This is a genomic window from Undibacterium sp. SXout7W, from assembly GCF_049339385.1.
Taxonomy (GTDB): Bacteria; Pseudomonadota; Gammaproteobacteria; order Burkholderiales; family Burkholderiaceae_D; genus Undibacterium.
Genome location: NZ_JBMPPF010000001.1, coordinates 70,548 through 89,150 on the forward strand (window position 1 = coordinate 70,548; position 18,603 = coordinate 89,150).

Genomic DNA, 18,603 nt, shown 5'->3' on the forward strand with positions numbered 1-18,603 from the left:
ACCTAGCATTTATTTTTGAGTGAGATTAATAGAACGCAAAGGAAACAGTTCGTAAATTCTGTTGTTAGGGGAAATCGGGAGTTTTTTAGTGTTACTTTGATCAATGCCAATGGTTTAACATTACTGGCTTTGGCGGTTGCCAGCAGAATTTGAATCGCAGCGGCTTGTTTTCTTGGGGGAGCTGAGCCTGCAAATAGCCAGTTCTTTTTACCAATGATAATAGGATGAATAATGTTCTCAATAGGATTATCGTTAATCGGTAAGTGATCACTGTCAACGTAGCGTGCTATTGCACTTCAGCGGTTTTAAATTGCAGTCGATGGCTTAGCGCTGCTACCGTTAACACTTTCCTGACGTGTTTTTTTTCAGTTTCAATGTGATACAGGCGTGTAGCATGGGTAAGTGCCTCTGCTGTCACGGGGTGTCGATTTTCCGTGTCCAGATTAAAGGAGTTACGATGAGCATGTGCCAATTAACCTAGTTCGGTGACGTTCAGTGCGAACAATGTTTTGTAGTCCGTATAATCATTCACCATGAGGATCCTCGCCAATTATTCAAATTGCTTGCACATGAGTACTACCGCATCTGATTTTGGAATCGAACACGATGATAGGCCGTTTGTCTTCGAGCGTAACGAAAAACTCACATTAAGATTTGATTGCAAGCTATGCGAAATGCATGTCGTCGGAAAATGAAAAAGTCAATATTGCAATCTGTGTCACCTCCGAGCATCACTTATAGTTCTTTGATGTTTTATAAGAGCTAATCAGTAACACAGTACAAATAGTCTGAATATTAAATCATGACAAAAACAATTGATGTTGAGTTCGGAATGCAGATTTTGCGGCCTTCCGAGTCCAAAAAATTAAAAGAGTTCAATCTAACCTAGCCATTGAGTAAATTCAATTCCATTCTGAATGGAGCCTATCACTGCAGCTTGATTTTCTGGGCTTTCACAAAAGTTTGCCAGGGTGCTAGCTGGTGTAATTGCGCCAGAATTCAGTAAATTTGACCAATAATTGAATCCACCCTGATCCGGTAATCGATGCAAAACATTTTGATAAAAATTTGTGACTAATGTCGATGTATTCGGATTGAAGCCATATAGCTTCTGGAACTCGCTGGATTGAAAGAATCCAGCGGCTACTTGCGTTAGTGTGGCTCCTTTGTCCATTGCATCAATCCAATACCCCAAGCCTAACATATCCGGTTTGCGATCAAATGCTGCTTGGTACAATCTATATGCTTGGCCAGCGTTTCCATTCAGATCAAAGGCGACACTTTTATCTGTAAATTGTAAGCGTTCGATATTGATTAGTGTATCAACGCCGTCTGTGCCGCTGACTGCACTAGTCGTGATTGTATTGCCCGCTTTTGTAAGCGTGTAATTTACGCGGTTGCTGGAAAATACGGCAATATCGGTACCAGCACCACCATCAATAGTATCGTTTCCGCCAAATCCTTTAAGTACGTCATTTTGTGCAGATCCGCTAATGGTATCTTTACCCGAAAGCGCGTAAGAGAATAGATTTTCTAGTGACGTTATGGGGGTATTTACAGGTACATTAATCTGATTAGCTTGTAGAGATTGTTCAGAGTAGTTCATTGACATCGAAGTCAATGCACCTGAAAGTGTGGTTGCATAGTAACCGTTAATTATGGAGGTCGTTGCGCTTACTGGGCCAACAGCAGAAAGTTGGACGCCATTGTAGTTTACTGTTGAATTGTAGATTGTTAGTGGTCCAGTGCTAGAAATATCATCGTAGCCATTAATTGTGATACTTCCGTTTGCAGCTGAGGAAACAATTAGTTTGTTTATATATCCGGATCCGATTTGAGCAGTTCCGTTTGATGACATGCGAATATCGCCCATCAATGACGCTGTAATTCCTTGCGACACGAAAGTGTAGTCGATTTCATATATTGTAGGCGTGGTAGTCGTCATATTTATACCGGAAATCACAATTTTGTCGCCGTTCTTCAACGTACTTGAAATTGACGTTGAATTGACTATTAGATCTCCTCCAAACGCATACTGTACCGCGTTATTGTAGGCTGCAACTCCCCAACTTACTGCTTTGTCTGTTCCCCATGATTTTAAAAATGCATTGTTAGCCGCTTGCAGTCCTGTCGTGTTAAAACTAGATGTTACGATAGCCATATAGGTGCCCTAGGAGGAAAAATTATATTTAAATAACAAAGATATTACCAATAAACTATCGATAATCAAATAGAGTGTCTTTTCGTGGTAGTTGTGACTTGGTAAGTGATTATTGTTGCGCTTTAAATATTAAAATCGAAGGCCAATTTTAATGAAAAATTATCATTGCACTACATTGCGATAAAAACGTGACTATCCATACTGTATCAGCGGCAATCGATGGGCACCGCCGGAAACTGTGGCAGTCTTTTACTTTTATTACTTGCCGTGGATGGTGTGCCATTGCAATTCAATGATCTGATCGAAAGCATCAGGGACGACCTTGAAGACAACTATCTTGGTTTGTTCATGATCGAATTAGAGCCTTTTTCTTTCTACAAGAATGGTTGATAATTTCCGATTCGAGGAAAATTTAGGACGTCACGCGAATCGAGCATGGTTCGTTGCGACCAGAGGAGCTTGATCTGGCGTCGAGGTTAAGTCGTTTCTGCCACACTACTGGTCTATCTTGACACTCACCTAGTGACTGTAAAATGGAACATCTGGAGTGGCAATCTGCCGCACCTGCTGCAAAGGGATGTCGATAATAATTTGTAGATGCTGAAAAGGAATTCTGCCAATAAGTCTAAATTGTTGAGCGCGGTGCTGGAGATCCTGAGTTGTATTAGGGTTAGCTAAGTGTTCATTTTAAATTTCGGTAACCGCTAACGGCACGTCGAGATGATTTCTACTTCATTCGTCGAGCCGGTCGCGAACTATGTGGTTAGTAAACGCTTTGCAAAGAAACAGAAAATGCGCTGGAGCAAACGCGCAGATTTTGAACGGCCAATTTTTGAATACGTTTGAACGATAGTTTTTAGTGGGAAAGAGTGCGCTCTAAAGAGTGCAACATAACTGCTTCATCCTTGATTGTTTCACTCTCGCACATGGGTTCGTTTCGCTTACTCGTATGCCGGTAAACGCTTTTGTTCATCACGATTAAATAGCTGATCCTTTACCTGTTGCATAGCCACTTGTCTGTCCGACTCATTTTTGGCCGTCATGGCATTGAGCTGATTTTTTTGCTCCAGATAAGCGTTAATGCGTGATTTCCATTCGGCATCTTCCCTATCGACTTCTGCTAGTCTTGCTGCGGCTTCCGGGCTGGTTGCTGCCGCCCGCATGCGATAAATATCGTCTTCACTGGCACCTTGTTGACGCATTGCCTGCGCCTGTTCTTCCAGTCGTACGATCTGATAGGGAGCATTTTTTTCTGCACGTAAGGATGCCGGCATTGCGGCATCAAGCTGGCGTATTTTTTCAGTTTTCTGGATTGCAGTTAGTGTTTTATCGGTATTGATTTCGGTCCGTGCCAGCGCATCCTGATCGTATGCATCATCCATGCCGAACATGGCGACGATTTCTATTTTGCTGAAATACTGTTCCCGCAATTGCTGCATGATTCCCCAGCGTTGCCGCATCGCACTTGTCATATCGGTGGAAGGGCTTATCTGCGTTTTGGTTTCGACGCTTGCCAGCGCATGTTTGTAGGCGAAATAACGACCGAGTAACTGCTTTGCCTGCATTGCAGCCCTTGCAGGCAGCTGATGGTCAATCGCGGTCTCTATCTCTTTTTGTATATCGTTCAGAGTTCTTTCGCCGACGGCTGCCAGGTAGTAATCAAACATACGTCGCAATTCAGCGCTGACGACCAGTTCGCCATCCTGCGTCTGCATTGTTTCACCATCGATCGTCGTGCCTTCCAGTGATTTGATGAACGAAAATGCATTATCGTTTTTGCGCAGTTGAATGGCGCTATGTCCGTTATTTTCCTCGTTCAGCGATGGATAAAGGATAAGAAAAAAAACGGCGACGATACTCATCGCCGTCAAGCTGATTACTAACTTGTTACGCATCATAAAGCCCGCTCCCGGATGATGGATGCCCTGTATTACAGACCCAGATTTTTCAAACGATTGGCATGTTGTCGGTACAAAGTGACAGGATTGGTTTCAAAAATATTGATCAGGCCGATGGTCTGATTCACCTCATCCATATGGTTCATCGCATAATCATCGCGGATTACTTTGCCCAAATGCGTGGAGCAACTGGCGACCAGGCCATCATTTTTTTCTGAGCCAAATGCCAGTGAAGTCAATGCTAATGCAGGGTCAAGCACATCCAGTACGTTGGTATAAGGTTTTGCACCACTCCAGGAAAAATACGAAACACCATTGACCTGATAAGCACCTTCACCACAGGCTGTGGTTGGAATACCTTCCGGATGTTGTTGATTGAACTTCAGTGAACCTGCGGTGCTGAGTGAGTTTGCCGCAGCCAGTGCATTTTGTGACAACGTAGGCTGACCTGACAGGAAGCTGATGATTGTTGCCAGGCCATTACTGATGGATACCAGCACCGTATTGGACAACGAGCCAGCGGGAGCAATGCCGAGCAGAACATCAGCGACTTTGGAGCCACGATTGACGCCGCCGACAGAGGTGACTGAGGCAACCAGATCAGGTCGGACGGATGCGACATAGCGACTTGTCGGGCCGCCGTGACTATGTCCGATCAGGTTGACTTTGCTGGCACCGGTTACAGCCAGTATCTGTTTGACTTGCGTCAGCAACTGCTCGCCGCGCACTTCCGTACTGTTGGCGGCGGCTACCTGAGTGACATACACTTTCGCGCCGTCGCTGCGTAAATTCGAGGGGATGCCATACCAGTAGTCAACGGGGCCGATGTTATCAAACCCAAACAGACCATGTACCAGCACCAGCGGATATTTTGTTTCCGTGTAGCCAGTTGCCCAAGACGATGACGGTAACATCATAGCGGCAATCAAAAAAGCGGCGATTTTCTTCAGTATCGTTTTATTCATTTTGTCTCTTCCATTGTTGTTTTAAATGAATCCAGATGCGGGCGGGCGTCAGATCGACTTCTGCGAGTCTTTGTGATGACAAGTTCTGAACGCCGGACTCAGGCTAAGTTCGGATGCCGGGGCGAGCAAGTTGCTATGCAACATAAAAGATGTTCGTCGGCATCTTTTTTGTCATGTTGCCGATAGCGTCAGGCGATCAGGCACCACCGTGTGTGTCTGAAGAAGTGCCATAGAGACGTGCCAATCGCTGAAAATCCGGACATTAGATGAAATTCACTAAAATGCTGAACAGCGCTCATTCGGGCGCATTTTGTGCGTTTGTTACAACAATGAGAAGCCAGTATCAAACTCGGCATCAAAAAGAGATTTATTTGCCTCAAGACCTTCCAAAATGGCTTGATTTGATGTACTTCAGGTATAATCATTGGTTCTGTCCAAAATTTCCTCTTCAAGTCGTTTGATCGTTTGAATTTTCTGTTGGCTGCAAACCAGTAGAAAACAGGTTTTTATGGATTCTTTCTCTCTTAGGTTGGTGCAAATTAATTTGGGGGGTGGGGATGTCCGATCTGGCTTCTTTGTCTACATTAGCGCGTTCTGACGCGCAACTTCCGGTTCATGTCTATTTTGATGAGACGCTGTTACAGCGAGAGATCAAAGACTTGTTTCGTGCTGGTCCTCGTTACGTCGGTCATGAACTGATGGTGCCGAATGTCGGGGACTTTGCAACTTTAGCTTCTGAAAATGAGGGCCGCATGTTGGTCCGCGGCGCTCAGGGTATCGAGTTGATGTCTAACGTCTGCCGCCATCGTCAGGCGCTGATGTTTAACGGACGCGGCAATACCAATACCATTGTTTGTCCTTTACATCGCTGGACTTATGATCTGAAGGGCGAACTGATTGGTGCGCCGCATTTTTCAGATACGCCATGCATGCATCTGAAACGTACACCATTGCAGAACTGGAATGGCTTGCTGTTTGAGCAAAATGGTTACAACGTCATGGAACGCATGGCGCAGCTCAGTGTCACCAAAGATCTCGACTTTACCGGCTATATGCTGGATCACGTTGAAGTTCACGAATGCGATTACAACTGGAAAACCTTTATTGAGGTGTATCTGGAAGACTATCACGTCGAACCATTTCATCCGGGCCTTGGTAGTTTCGTTACCTGTGATGACTTGCGTTGGGAGTTCGGTGAAGATTACAGCGTGCAGACCGTTGGCGTGAATAGTGGCCTGCTGAAATCCGGCTCACCTACTTATCAGCGCTGGCAAGAACAAGTACTGAAATTCCGTCAAGGCGAAGCACCTAAATATGGTGCGATCTGGCTGACCTTGTATCCGAATATTATGGTGGAATGGTATCCGCATGTGCTGGTGGTATCGACACTGTGGCCGACTGCAACCGGTAAGACGCGTAATGTCGTCGAATTTTATTATCCGGAAGAAATCGTATTGTTCGAGCGCGAATTTATCGAAGCTGAGCGTGCGGCTTACATGGAGACCTGTATTGAAGATGATGAAATCGGTGCCCGTATGGACGCAGGTCGCAGAATACTGATGCAACGTGGTGAAAATGAAGTGGGCCCGTATCAGTCACCGATGGAAGACGGGATGCAACATTTTCATGAATGGTACAGACGCAGAATGGCATTCTGAACTGAATGATGGTTAACGAAGGGAGGCGCTTGCCTCCCTTCATTTTTTTGGATATGAATCATGCAGTCGTTGTGGATGTTGGTGGCCAGCTTTTTATTTTCTATCATGGGCGTCGGAGTCAAGCTGGCGTCGGAATTTTATTCAACCTCAGAAATTGTCACCTATCGCGGCATCATGGGCATGTTGATGATCTGGGGGCTGATACGCTGGCAGGGTGGAACATTGCATACCCGAATGGCGGGGCACCATTTATGGCGGGGAACCGTCGGGGTGACTGCCTTGTGGCTATGGTTTTATGCGATAGGCAGGCTGCCCCTTGCGATGGCCGTCACATTAAATTACATGTCACCGATCTGGATCGCAGGCATTTTATTGCTGAGCGCCTGGTGGAAAAAGCAGCAGCAAATGGATTGGCGTTTGATCATTGCTATTTTGATGGGGTTTGTCGGTGTGGTCTTGTTGTTGCGTCCCAGTATTCATGCTGATCAATTGATTGGCGGCTTGATTGCATTGATTTCCGGCATGCTCGCAGCGCTGGCGTATTTGCAGGTAAGACAGATGGGCTTGATGGGCGAACCTGAGTATCGCGTGGTATTTTATTTTTCCATGACCTGCGCGGTTGCAGGTCTGATCGGCACCAGCTTGTTTCCTCCCACGACCATCGATACCAGCGTGCAATGGCATGCGCACTCTGGCAAAGGCGCAGTATTGTTGCTGGTTATCGGTTTGACGGCGACCAGCGCACAGATGGCGATGACGCGTGCATATCGCCTTGGAAATACTTTATTGACGGCAAATCTGCAATATTTTGGTATCGTTTTTTCCAGCGCCTGGGATGTGTTGATTTGGAAGGACACTCTTGCATGGTTGAGTTGGGTAGGGATTGCTGTGATTTTACTCAGCGGTCTGGCAGCGACCTTTTATAATGCCAGAAACAACCAGCCAGCACTGGATTCTGATCCCATCACCACTGAATAACTTAAGGAGTTTGCATGTACACCACGCTGATCAGCGCACCAGAGTTATCCGCACATATTCATGACCCACACTGGGTGATACTGGATTGTCGTCATGACCTGATGGACACCCTTGCCGGGCAGGCGGCTTACGATAGTGGTCATTTACCAGAAGCCCGCTTCGTACATCTGGATCAACGCTTGTCTGGAAATAAAACTGGTACGAATGGCGTATTTCGCGGCCGTCATCCTTTACCTGAAAAAGACACGTTCATGCAAACTCTGCGCAGCCTTGGCATTAATGATGACACTCAGGTTGTCGTCTATGATGCGCAAGGCGGTATGTTTGCTGCCCGCTTATGGTGGATGCTACGCTGGGTAGGACATGCAGCAGTGGCCGTACTGGATGGTGGAATTTCCGCATGGACAGCACAGGGGTACGCACTTGTGACCCAAATCCCCGTGCCCGCTGCTGGTCGTATTGCTGAGCATGCGTCACTGGTGGCGCAAGTCAATGTGACGGATGTTCTGGTCAATATCGAGAGTGCCGAATACACGCTGGTAGACGCGCGTGCTGCCGACCGGTATCGCGGTGAAAACGAAACAATCGATCCGGTCGGTGGGCATATTCCGGGTGCTATCAATCGTTTCTTCAAAGATAATTTGCAGGCCAATGGTTACTTCAAATCGGCAGAACAGTTGCGCGCGGAATGGAGCTTACTGATCGCAGACAGTCGTAAGGCAATCATGCAATGTGGATCAGGTGTCACGGCTTGCCATAATCTGTTGGCGCTGGAAGTAGCTGGATTATCTGGCGCGGCTCTTTATCCCGGCTCCTGGAGCGAGTGGTGTGCTGATAGCGCACGACCGCTTGCACGTTAAGTCTGAAGGCATATCCACTTCCTGTGTTGCATGCCACATACGCTGTGGCACTTTCCACCCACGATTTCCTGCCTTAAGACTTTCTTCAGAATTGTTTCGTATTCTGTACTCCAGTATTAAAAGACCGGAGTACAGAGATGAATATTACGATAAAAAAATCCCCTTTCTTAAAAAAACCGACAGTGAAAGTCTGGGACCCACTCGTCAGACTATTTCACTGGTCATTGGTCATCAGTGTCTTCGCGGCTTATCTGTCAGGCGAAGAAAATGAACGCTGGCATGAGCTGTTTGGTTACGCCGTGATAGCGTTGATCAGCGTACGCTTTATCTGGGGCTGGATAGGCTCCTATCATGCCCGCTTTGTCAATTTTGTCGCTTCTCCCGGAGCAACGTTTGCATATTTGCGCGACCTTATTCTGATGCGCGAAAAGTCGTATCTTGGACATAATCCGGCAGGAGCAATGATGATTCTTGCCTTGTTGCTGTTCCTGGCTTGCACCACAGGTACGGGGTGGCTCATGATCAGCGGCTCTTATGCTGACAAAGAGCTTCTGGAAGAAGTGCATGAGTTTTGCGCCAATACCACTATGGCTCTGGTTGCGTTGCATGTTGCCGGTGTGATCTGGGCAAGTTTGCGCCACAAGGAAAACCTGATCAAGTCGATGCTGACCGGAAAAAAACGTGCCGAATATTAGAAGCTTGTAGTATCCAGACTTCCTCTGGAAGATAGCGACTTGTTATGGCAACTCCTTCATAAATCACTTTTATGACCAGATAAGTAATCAGGGAGTTGAATTCATTCAGTCGTATGAGTGCTCAATATCGATTGCTTCATCTGAATGTGGCCATTTCTTATAGAGGCATTTTCTCATTCCAGTGTTGAATCTGTACAAGCACTACGAGGCTTGAGGTGGATCTATATTTTCTTTCCAGATTCGCGACAAAATCCGGCCGTATCACAATCAGAGATGAACGCAGCATTGGATGGACATTGACAGATGAATAGTTACAGACGAAAAGCAGCACAAAGAATCGCCGCAGCCAGCATGATTCTTGCAATCACAGGCAGTCCGCTTGCATGGTTGATTTCCCGTGAAAACGCAGAGGAATCGATCGTGGCTTTTGCGATGGAAGAAAGTCGTCGCCTGTTGCCGCTGTCAAACGTGAGTGGGTCCGCGACCGTATTGAGCAGACAGCAGGCGCAAGCCGGAGCCGATGCGCTGGCGGGTGGCATATTCGACATCGCAGAAATCTACGACCGGCATGGTAACAAAATAGCGGAACAATTATCGCCATTTGGTCATCGCATCGAAGGTATGTTGCCACACCATTCTCGTCCTTCCTATACCCAACCCGGTTATGAAAATTTACCTGTACAGACGGGGACTGAAAAACAAACAGCGATCAGAGTCATGCTGCCCTTGTTCAATCAAGAACAACAGGTCTATGCGTATTTTGAAGGAGTGCGTGTTTTACCAGCATGGCAGGTAGCGCAGATTTCGACCGATGCTGCCATCGTGGCATTGATGGTGGCGATTGCGTCTTTACTGACTGGATTGGCGATTTATCCCGTTGTCACCTATCTGTCGAAAGAAAACGCACAAAAAACCAAAGAACTATTCGAGTCGCATATTTCGATGATGGAGGCGCTCGGCCGTGCAATTGCCAAACGTGATTCTGATACGGGATCGCATAATTACCGGGTTGCATGGCTCTCGGCAAAACTGGCAGAAATCCTCGGCTTTCGTGGTGCTCGCATGCAAGGTTTGATGATAGGCAGTTTTTTGCATGATGTGGGCAAGATCGGTATTCCAGATGCGATTCTCCTTAAGCCGGGGAAACACACTACCGAAGAAACAACCATTATGCGTATGCATGTCACTCATGGTAAAGAAATTGTCCATGGTGCCGGCTGGTTGCCCAGTGTGGCGGCCGTGGTTGAGGCCCATCACGAAAAATGGAATGGAGATGGCTACCCTGAAGGATTGCACGGAGAACAAATTCCATTAGAGGCGCGTATTTTTGCCATCATGGACGTATTCGATGCCCTATGTTCCAGACGTCCTTACAAAGAAGCATTTTCTTTTGAACAGGCAATGAGCATTTTAGAAGATGGGCGCGGTACGCATTTTGATCCTGATTTACTCGACCACTTTTTACAGATCGCGCGGCAACTGCATCAGGAACTATCATCAAAAACGGAAGATCAGATCCGGGACAATTTCATTGAATTAATGCAATTACATTTTGTCAGGGACTGATCTTGCTTTTGTCTGTTGCAAACATCATGCTTTCACACTGATCGTAGTACCGATCAAATTGCCATTATTGCTCAGGCTCATACGTGTTTCGACAGCGGGCTGTGTTGATGATGGAACATAACTTTGCATCACTTTTTGGGTGACGGATGCAGCTTGTTTTGCTTGCACGGCGCTACTGTTATTCGTCGGCGATGCCGAGTTTGTTTTGGGAGGCAACACGACGTTTGAATTGATCTTCACATTATTCTCCTGTTCGTTAGAAATACCTCACCAGAGGTAATGGATGACGATTGCCTTTGGTGAGGTGGTGTACCTATGCCTGATATGTCACTGATGCCACAGATGCCACTGATTGTTCACTACTTATATCAAGGATGAACCCGTGGAGATACCAACGATACTGAGTACGTCTGTCGAATGTGTTGCATGTTCGACAGTCTGGTTTTCCATGTGCAGATCATCGTTGTAGGCGTTGACTACCGTCGATAATCGATCATCATTCTTAAACATGGTGGACAGCGTATCCAGCAAAGCTGTCTGATCCAGTCCATCAAGAGAAATACTTTTACTTTGTATATGATCATCGTTGTACGCTTTGATTACCGCTGACAGCAAATCGTTATTCCTGAGCGTTACTGACAGCATTTCCTGCAAATCATTTTGATGCTGCGTATCGATAGATGGATTGTTGCTTTGTACGAGATCATTACTCTGCAATAGTTTGGCACTATCGGTATGTGTTTCAGTATCGTCCTCAACATGTATTTTTTTCGACGATGTTGTGGCTGATGTTGTGATTGCTATTGTTGAAACGAGAGATTTTTTATCTTCTGTATGCGGGTGTTTGTTTTCATTTTTTGACATGACTTTCTCCTGTGTGTGTAGAACGTGATGTCGATAGATGATTCGTGAATCACTTGCACACATGCGCGCTATATCCCCTATCAACAATGACAGTTTGCACATGAAAACTTAAGAGATGATTAAACAGAAAATAAACAAAAATGAACAGAAAATGAAAAAATCAGGCGATGATAAGTAGTTGGTGATGAGGGCGATGAATGTTGAGTCTCAGAGGTATTTTTCCGGAGTCTTATAAAAAAAATTGAATCGATCATTTTTCCTCGTACAAAAAAACTCAAGGACATGCTGGTGACCATTGTCGTGGTTCAGTGCGCGTTACTGTTTTTATTCAGTATCGCTAAGGATGTTTCCCTTGTCCGAGTTCACCTAACTGTTTTTGGGCAGTAAAAATCAAGAATTATTTGTCGTTTTTCCGTTAAATACTATGTCCCCTCTTTGGAGGGATGAGTAAAAAATTTTCTTTCAATATTGGCATGTGCTCACCAGCCGTAAGAAAAAGAATACCGATGTATTGCTGAGGACGAGTATGCCGATGTCTTGAAAATCAAATTTTCTTGCTTGAACCATACGAGTGTCGTGAATAGATTTAGTAAATCAAGTAAAAATTGTGATTGGATAGTTGTCTTTTTGTTTCTATTTGTTACACTGTGCCGCTTTTATGCTGATGGCATAAGTGCTTCGTGACACATAGGGAATGAATTGATGAGTTTGATTAAATTAATGGCTGATTTTTCAAAGGCAGCCTATGACTTGAATCATAAAAATTATGTCGAGAATATTTATTTCAACGATCCTAATCCCAATGCAAAAATTGCGTATGACGATGTCATAAATCAAGCGTGGATTCCTTTATATTCTCTTGACAAACCTGTTCTTGATAAAAGCGGTTATGTTGAATCAGGTTCTACTGGCGATGGATTTTTTATTAATCGTAACGCAGCTGTTTTAGCTGCGCGTTCAGGTGACAGTATCGTAATTGCATTTCGTGGAACGAATGACTCTGGCAAAGATGGTCAAAATCCCAATGATCTAGGTGATGTGATTCATCCAGATCAAGATCAATGGACAAAAATGCCGGATCATTACGCATTACTCAAACCTTATTTAGATCAGATAGATAACTTTGTAAAAGAGAATGGCATCAATCATGTCTATGTAACGGGTCACAGTATGGGTGGCTCGATGGCGATGGAATATATGTATCGTCATCCAGGGAACTTATATGAAGCAGTTACATTTGCTGCTACTCCTTTTGCTCAACCATATTTTCTCTCTATTCCTGAGCGTAAAGACTACCCCTCAGATAATCGTATTACTCAAATTGAAATAGCAGGTGATCCCGGCCCTATGATGTTTGATCAAAGGAATTTGTTGGGCGGGAAAAATATCCGGCCAGGACATCTTATTAGCTTGCAAGGTAATGAGACATTAGATACGCCGGATCATATTTCTGAAGCAATTGTGATTAATTATCATGCACGTAATCCTAATCACAGCATGGATTACTACAGGGATATAGCTAAGGTCGTTGATGATGCAACATGGGACTTGTTAGAAGATCATGCAGGGACTCAAACGATTTTTCTCGGCGGCCGATCGTATAAGCAAGATGCGCATGATATTTTCGTTGTTGATGGTATGCAAAGTGGAAATAACCAAATTGCAGATGCTGGCAATGATGTGTTGAACTCTGTCTCAGGTGCGAACGTTATATACGGTGGGCGTGGTAATGATGTGATCTACGGTGCTGGCATTTCTGAATATATTATTGGTGGCATTGGTGATGACAAAATATATGCAGACGCTGGTGCAGATACAATAATCGGCGGCAGTGGCAATGATCTGATAGATGGTGGAACAGGATTTGACACCGCTTTATTTTCTGGGAAAACGACGGAATATACCATTAGTTACGATACCCCCAATTCCTTATATGTCATTACAGATATGGTGCCTGGTCGGGATGGCAAGGACTCCCTCTATTCGATTGAACAACTACAGTTTTCTGACAAGGTGTTAAGTCCTGCTAATCTACTTACGACTGTTCTAAATACAGGTATTACCATCTATGGAACATCTGGTAATGACATCCTCAAGGGGAGTGCAGGAAACGATACATTATCAGGTGGAGCCGGGCTGGATATCGCACGATATTCCGGTATGAGCAATAACTACGATATAAGTAAATCGGGTGAGTACTTTATCGTAAATGATAAGTCAGGTGTGGATGGCACGGATCAATTGCAGAATGTTGAAAGATTAGAATTTAAAGATGTTACTGTTGCACTGGATATTTCCCAAGGTGCTGGACAGGTATATCGTTTATATCAAGCTGCTTTTGATCGCAAACCGGATTTGGTCGGCCTGGGATACTGGATTCATGACATGGATAAAGGTGCAAGTTTGGAACATATTGCAGCTGGATTTTTTCAGTCTCCTGAGTTCCAAAAAATATACGGCAACAAGCCAGATAACAAGACGCTTTTGACGAATTTTTATCAAAACGTACTACACCGTGCTCCTGACCCAGATGGATTTAATTATTGGATTCGTGAATTGAATGATGGAAAAATTACGCAAGCAGGAGCACTGGCAAGTTTTTGTGACAGTCCTGAAAATCAGATATTAGTGATCGGCGCCATACAAAATGGAATTCAGTTTACTCCTTGGATGGGGTGATTTTTTTATGACCTATTTTGAAGAGAATTAAACGGGTACAGCCCACGTGAATCTTGCTCAAAAAACGTGGCATGAGTGATTTGTGGAGAATAACAAATTCTCTTTCCAGTCGGTGTGAGAAAGCGTTTAGTGATGCCTCGTTATTGCAACAACGATGCTGATTCCTATTCCAACCAGAATGATTTGCGGAATGGTTTCTTTCAACGTGGCGCGGCGCTGCATTTGTGGCATCAGATCACTGACGGCGATGTAGATAAAACCGGATGACGCCAGTACCAGCACATAAGGAATTAATCCGCTGGCGTTTTCCAGTGTGAAATAGCCAAGTACGCCGCCAAGCACGCCCATCATGCTGCATGCCAGGTTATACATGTAGGCACGGGTGCGGCTGAAGCCAGCGTTCAGCAAGACAATAAAATCACCGATTTCCTGTGGAATTTCGTGTGCAATGATCGCAAAGGCGGTGACAAATCCCAGCTGTGGATTGGCAAGAAACGCGGCGGCAATCAATATGCCGTCCGTAAAATTATGCATGCCATCACCGACCAGTATCATCCATCCGGCTTTACCGGCTTCATGCGCGTCGTGGCCATGCTCATGATGATGTCCATCGCCTTCATGGTGATGTGAGTGACGCAGGATCGCCATTTTTTCCAGCAGGAAGAATGCCAGCAAACCAGCCAGTAAGCAGGCGAATAAAGTATGTGGATCGGCTTTGGATTCAAATGCTTCCGGCAAGGCGTGCAACAGCGATGTCGATAACATAATGCCGACAGACAAGCTGACCATGCGCTCTACCATTTTGGCGAGCAGGGAAAATGAAAAAATAGCCGCAGCAGAAATACTCAACACACCAGCCAGCGCGGTGGTAATCAGTATGGATAACAGGGTGGAGTGAATTTTAAACCTCGGGGAATTTGCAACCAGGTTGCAAATTAGAACATAGTGCCAGATTTTCTGCAAATCTGACACCGTTCGGAATGCTGTACGCAGGCGATGGGGATCAGGCTACGCCGTTGGCACTCAGCCATTGTACACAGCGTGTCCAGCCGTCTTTGGCGTCTGCTTCCACATAGCTGGCGCGGTAGTCGGCATGGAAAGCATGGCCTGACGTGGCATACACGTTGAAGGCAGACTGGCTACTGCCTTGCGCCAGCGCGCTTTCCATTTCTCTGATACTCGCTACCGGAATACTTGCATCATTGGCACCATATAAGCCGAGAACTGGTGTTGTCAGGCTGGCAGCCACGTCCAGTGGATGATGCGGTGTCAGCGTTGTCGCTGTACCCGTCAGACGGCCATACCAGGCTACTCCGGCTTTGATTGATGGATTGTGTGCTGCGTATAACCAGGTAATGCGTCCACCCCAGCAAAAGCCGGTCACGCCTGCTCTGCTAAGGTCGCCACCGTGTTGGCCTGCCCATGCCAGCACAGCATCCAGATCGCCCATGACTTGCGCATCTGGTACTTTATAAATAATTTCCTTGAGCAGTTCAGGAACCGTTTGATATTGACTGGCATCACCCTGACGGACAAACATTTCAGGTGCGACAGCCAGATAACCGAGTTTGGCAAAGCGTCGCGCCACATCCATGATGTGCTCATGCAAACCAAATATCTCAGACACGACCAACACTACGGGGAGCGAAGATTTACCCGCTGGTTGTGCATAGTACAAAGGCACGGACTGGCCATGGACATCAAGATCAATGCGGCCATCTTCCAGGCCAACGGTATCAGTACGTATGACAGTCTGGTGCGTGATGGGCTGAGTTGCCGCTGCAAAGCCCGCGCTGCTCTGCGTTGTCGCGGTCGGTGGATGTGATGTATTGACCTGATTTTCGTCGTGTTGTCGGGTAGGTTCAGAAGCGCTCATCGTGTGTTATCCGGAAAAATTGGTCGGGAGGGTAATGCATCAGCATGGCTGCCAGCAAAATATACTGATTATCTTAACCGGAAAACAAAATGTGCTCTTTATGACGAGTGCACCATCGTCCAGATCAGCATGGCGTCAACAATACTTCAAGCAGGATGGACTGAGGCAAAACGAATCCAGCAGCGGGATGATTTCTTGTTGCAGCGCCATTCAACCCCTTACAACCACTGAACTGAACTACTGGTAAGACTTTATTACCTTCGTTGCTGTGGTGTAGCCAATATTTCAGACAACATGTTTCTTGCTGGTGAAGCAAACATGACTTGCATATCACTTGCAAGTCATGTTTTCCAGCGCAAAGGAAGTTTGTTGAGTCTTGCCGGGACAATTCTGTGTCATTCCCCGGTAGAAAACAGTAAATTTTTTGAATGCTGTCATTTTAATATTTGAAAATGAATAATTTACTTATTTTTGATAAAAGTAAAATTCTGTTTTGATAAAAGTATCGAATTATTCAACCAAAGTTGAAATTCATTTCATCCTTGTGTGATGAAAATTGCAGCACTTCCTATCGTACTATCCCCGCCATAGCGGCAAATGCGCGCACAAGCTTTCAAAACAAAGGAGATAGAAATGGTCTGGAGTCAGGTTTATGACCCGCTAGGCAATATATGGTTATCGGCGCTGATGGCGGCGATACCTGTGGTTGTGATGCTGGGATGTATTGCATTTGGTCATATGAAGGCGCATTACGCTGCGGGTCTTGGTTTGGCGAGCGCGTTAGCAGTGTCGATTTTTGGCTTTGGCATGCCTGCCGGGCTGGCATGGAATGCGGCGGGTTTTGGTGCGGCATTTGGCCTGCTGCCTATTGGCTGGATTGTGTTGAATATTATTTTTCTGCACCAACTGACCATAGAAAACGGTTCATTCTCTGTATTGCAGGACAGCCTGACCGGCATCACCGATGATCGCCGCATACAGTTGTTGCTGATCGCGTTCTGTTTCGGCGCATTCTTTGAAGGTGCTGCTGGCTTCGGTACGCCGGTTGCAGTGACCGCAGCGATCATGATCGGCCTGGGATTTTCTCCGTTGGCGGCATCAGGTTTGTGTCTGATCGCGAACACCGCGCCAGTGGCGTATGGTGCGCTTGGCACGCCTGTGATTGCGCTGGCGGCTGTGACAGGCATCGATCTGATGCAGTTGTCCGGCATGATCGGCCGTCAGTTGCCATTATTTTCTTTGCTGGTGCCGTTCTGGCTGATCTGGGCGTTTGCCGGTTTCCGCGGCATGCTGCAAATCTGGCCTGCGATTCTGGTCGCCGGTCTGAGCTTCGCAGTTCCGCAATATCTGGTGTCTAACTACCACGGTCCGTGGCTGGTGGATGTGGTCGCGGCGATTGTGTCTATGGTCAGCCTGATCCTGTTCCTGAAAGTCTGGAAACCGAAAAAAATCTGGACGTCGACTTCACTCAAAGGTCATGAAACCGATTCTGGCGAACCTGATCTGGAAAGTGAAAAACCGCATGGTCATGAAGCCGATGCCGCGGCAGCGATTTTCAAAAAGCACGATACCCGTGCGCTGGTGCTGGCATGGATGCCGTGGGTGATCTTAACCACGCTGGTGTTTGTCTGGGGCGTTCCGGAATTCAAAAAATGGGTCGATGGTATTTCTGTGTTCAAGATTCCATTTGCCGGCTTGCATAACATGGTCGAAAAGGTTGCCCCTGTCGTCGCCAAGCCGCATAAAGAAGCGGCGGTGTATACGCTGAACTGGTTGTCGGCAACCGGTTCCGGGATTTTCCTTGCCTCCATCATTAGCGGCTTGCTGATGAAATACAAACCGATTGATCTGGTCAAAATTTATTTCCGCACAATCTGGCTGGTACGTTATTCCCTGCTGACCATCGTGCTGATGCTGGCACTCGGTTATCTGACACGCTATTCCGGCACCGATGCCACGCTGGGTCTGGTGTTTGCGCATACGGGTGCTTTCTACCCTATCTTCGGCACTTTGCTGGGCTGGCTGGGCGTGGCGCTGACGGGCTCGGATACGGCCGCCAATGTGTTGTTCGGCGGTCTGCAAAAAACTACCGCAGAGCAATTGGGTTTAAGCCCTGTACTGATGGCAGCGGCCAATAGTTCGGGCGGCGTCATGGGCAAGATGGTCGATGCGCAGAGTATCGTGGTCGCCAGTACAGCCACACGCTGGTATGGACATGAAGGCACGATTCTGCGCTTCGTGTTTTTCCACAGTCTGGCGCTGGCGGTGCTGGTTGGCTTCTTCGTATTCATGCAAGCCTACGTCGCACCGTTCACCTCATTAGTGCATTAATAGAACTTACGTAAAACCGCCCCAGCGGCGTTATGGCTCCTTGCCGTACTATTCGTACTGTCTTCGTCGCCA

The 18,603-nt window shown here is 46.3% G+C and carries 16 protein-coding genes; 8 read left to right on the forward strand and 8 right to left on the reverse strand.

Annotated elements, in window-relative coordinates; all coding sequences use genetic code 11:
• Positions 1–2 precede the first annotated feature (2 nt).
• Both ACO0LB_RS00285 and ACO0LB_RS00290 read right to left on the reverse strand, forming a co-directional pair.
• Positions 3–290 carry an IS66 family transposase gene (locus tag ACO0LB_RS00285; protein ID WP_423046104.1) on the reverse strand — a complete coding sequence of 96 codons (288 nt, stop codon included), beginning with the start codon at positions 288–290 and terminating at the stop codon, positions 3–5.
• A gap of 590 nt (positions 291–880) precedes the next feature.
• Positions 881–2,161, reverse strand: coding sequence for a DUF4214 domain-containing protein (locus ACO0LB_RS00290; protein ID WP_423045345.1), 1,281 nt, complete (start codon positions 2,159–2,161; stop codon positions 881–883).
• 219 nt (positions 2,162–2,380) lie between these two features.
• On the opposite strand from ACO0LB_RS00290, the gene ACO0LB_RS00295 reads away from it, so the two are divergent.
• Positions 2,381–2,551 (forward strand): hypothetical protein, encoded by a 171-nt coding sequence (locus tag ACO0LB_RS00295; RefSeq protein WP_423045347.1) that lies wholly within the window; start codon positions 2,381–2,383, stop codon positions 2,549–2,551.
• Positions 2,552–3,102: 551 nt separating this feature from the next.
• Here ACO0LB_RS00295 and ACO0LB_RS00300 read toward each other — a convergent pair.
• Entirely contained in the window at positions 3,103–4,059 is a 957-nt protein-coding gene (locus ACO0LB_RS00300) for a lipase secretion chaperone (protein ID WP_423045349.1), read from the reverse strand.
• A 32-nt stretch (positions 4,060–4,091) separates the two neighbouring features.
• A complete protein-coding gene (locus tag ACO0LB_RS00305) occupies positions 4,092–5,024 on the reverse strand; it encodes a lipase family alpha/beta hydrolase (RefSeq protein WP_423045351.1) in 933 nt (310 codons plus the stop codon).
• Between the two features lie 557 nt (positions 5,025–5,581).
• On the opposite strand from ACO0LB_RS00305, the gene ACO0LB_RS00310 reads away from it, so the two are divergent.
• From ACO0LB_RS00310 to ACO0LB_RS00330, 5 genes are all read left to right on the forward strand, one after another.
• Positions 5,582–6,682, forward strand: coding sequence for an aromatic ring-hydroxylating oxygenase subunit alpha (locus ACO0LB_RS00310; protein ID WP_423045352.1), 1,101 nt, complete (start codon positions 5,582–5,584; stop codon positions 6,680–6,682).
• A 60-nt stretch (positions 6,683–6,742) separates the two neighbouring features.
• A complete protein-coding gene (locus ACO0LB_RS00315) occupies positions 6,743–7,660 on the forward strand; it encodes a DMT family transporter (protein WP_423045354.1) in 918 nt (305 codons plus the stop codon).
• Positions 7,661–7,674: 14 nt separating this feature from the next.
• On the forward strand, positions 7,675–8,520 hold the full coding sequence (locus tag ACO0LB_RS00320; protein WP_423045356.1) for a sulfurtransferase: 846 nt from the start codon (positions 7,675–7,677) through the stop codon (positions 8,518–8,520).
• A gap of 137 nt (positions 8,521–8,657) precedes the next feature.
• On the forward strand, positions 8,658–9,215 hold the full coding sequence (locus ACO0LB_RS00325) for a cytochrome b/b6 domain-containing protein (RefSeq protein WP_423045358.1): 558 nt from the start codon (positions 8,658–8,660) through the stop codon (positions 9,213–9,215).
• Positions 9,216–9,518: 303 nt separating this feature from the next.
• On the forward strand, positions 9,519–10,781 hold the full coding sequence (locus ACO0LB_RS00330; RefSeq protein WP_423045360.1) for an HD-GYP domain-containing protein: 1,263 nt from the start codon (positions 9,519–9,521) through the stop codon (positions 10,779–10,781).
• Between the two features lie 24 nt (positions 10,782–10,805).
• Here ACO0LB_RS00330 and ACO0LB_RS00335 read toward each other — a convergent pair whose 3' ends face one another.
• Together ACO0LB_RS00335 and ACO0LB_RS00340 are read right to left on the reverse strand one after the other, a co-directional pair.
• Positions 10,806–11,021, reverse strand: coding sequence for a hypothetical protein (locus ACO0LB_RS00335; RefSeq protein WP_423045362.1), 216 nt, complete (start codon positions 11,019–11,021; stop codon positions 10,806–10,808).
• A gap of 123 nt (positions 11,022–11,144) precedes the next feature.
• Entirely contained in the window at positions 11,145–11,645 is a 501-nt protein-coding gene (locus ACO0LB_RS00340; RefSeq protein ID WP_423045364.1) for a hypothetical protein, read from the reverse strand.
• A gap of 702 nt (positions 11,646–12,347) precedes the next feature.
• Here ACO0LB_RS00340 and ACO0LB_RS00345 point away from each other — a divergent pair.
• Positions 12,348–14,324, forward strand: a complete 1,977-nt coding sequence (locus ACO0LB_RS00345) for a DUF4214 domain-containing protein (RefSeq protein ID WP_423045366.1) — start codon at positions 12,348–12,350, stop codon at positions 14,322–14,324.
• Positions 14,325–14,450: 126 nt separating this feature from the next.
• On the opposite strand, the gene ACO0LB_RS00350 is transcribed toward ACO0LB_RS00345, so the two are convergent.
• Both ACO0LB_RS00350 and ACO0LB_RS00355 read right to left on the reverse strand, forming a co-directional pair.
• Positions 14,451–15,125 (reverse strand): ZIP family metal transporter, encoded by a 675-nt coding sequence (locus tag ACO0LB_RS00350; protein ID WP_423046106.1) that lies wholly within the window; start codon positions 15,123–15,125, stop codon positions 14,451–14,453.
• 202 nt (positions 15,126–15,327) lie between these two features.
• A complete protein-coding gene (locus tag ACO0LB_RS00355) occupies positions 15,328–16,200 on the reverse strand; it encodes a dienelactone hydrolase family protein (protein ID WP_423045368.1) in 873 nt (290 codons plus the stop codon).
• 633 nt (positions 16,201–16,833) lie between these two features.
• Between ACO0LB_RS00355 and ACO0LB_RS00360 the strand changes: the two genes are divergently transcribed.
• The gene (locus ACO0LB_RS00360) at positions 16,834–18,531 is read left to right on the forward strand and encodes an L-lactate permease (protein WP_423045370.1); all 1,698 of its coding nucleotides are present in this window, start codon (positions 16,834–16,836) and stop codon (positions 18,529–18,531) included.
• Positions 18,532–18,603: the final 72 nt, after the last annotated feature.

What these genes read in the sequence shown, in the direction of transcription:
- ACO0LB_RS00325 (WP_423045358.1), top strand. Translation starts at nt 8,658, where the DNA reads ATGAATATTACGATAAAAAAATCCCCTTTCTTAAAAAAACCGACAGTG.
- ACO0LB_RS00350 (WP_423046106.1), bottom strand. Translation starts at nt 15,125, where the DNA reads ATGGTAGAGCGCATGGTCAGCTTGTCTGTCGGCATTATGTTATCGACA.
- ACO0LB_RS00320 (WP_423045356.1), top strand. Translation starts at nt 7,675, where the DNA reads ATGTACACCACGCTGATCAGCGCACCAGAGTTATCCGCACATATTCAT.
- ACO0LB_RS00330 (WP_423045360.1), top strand. Translation starts at nt 9,519, where the DNA reads ATGAATAGTTACAGACGAAAAGCAGCACAAAGAATCGCCGCAGCCAGC.
- ACO0LB_RS00305 (WP_423045351.1), bottom strand. Translation starts at nt 5,024, where the DNA reads ATGAATAAAACGATACTGAAGAAAATCGCCGCTTTTTTGATTGCCGCT.
- ACO0LB_RS00360 (WP_423045370.1), top strand. Translation starts at nt 16,834, where the DNA reads ATGGTCTGGAGTCAGGTTTATGACCCGCTAGGCAATATATGGTTATCG.
- ACO0LB_RS00340 (WP_423045364.1), bottom strand. Translation starts at nt 11,645, where the DNA reads ATGTCAAAAAATGAAAACAAACACCCGCATACAGAAGATAAAAAATCT.
- ACO0LB_RS00300 (WP_423045349.1), bottom strand. Translation starts at nt 4,059, where the DNA reads ATGATGCGTAACAAGTTAGTAATCAGCTTGACGGCGATGAGTATCGTC.
- ACO0LB_RS00355 (WP_423045368.1), bottom strand. Translation starts at nt 16,200, where the DNA reads ATGAGCGCTTCTGAACCTACCCGACAACACGACGAAAATCAGGTCAAT.
- ACO0LB_RS00310 (WP_423045352.1), top strand. Translation starts at nt 5,582, where the DNA reads ATGTCCGATCTGGCTTCTTTGTCTACATTAGCGCGTTCTGACGCGCAA.
- ACO0LB_RS00315 (WP_423045354.1), top strand. Translation starts at nt 6,743, where the DNA reads ATGCAGTCGTTGTGGATGTTGGTGGCCAGCTTTTTATTTTCTATCATG.
- ACO0LB_RS00345 (WP_423045366.1), top strand. Translation starts at nt 12,348, where the DNA reads ATGAGTTTGATTAAATTAATGGCTGATTTTTCAAAGGCAGCCTATGAC.
- ACO0LB_RS00295 (WP_423045347.1), top strand. Translation starts at nt 2,381, where the DNA reads ATGGGCACCGCCGGAAACTGTGGCAGTCTTTTACTTTTATTACTTGCC.
- ACO0LB_RS00290 (WP_423045345.1), bottom strand. Translation starts at nt 2,161, where the DNA reads ATGGCTATCGTAACATCTAGTTTTAACACGACAGGACTGCAAGCGGCT.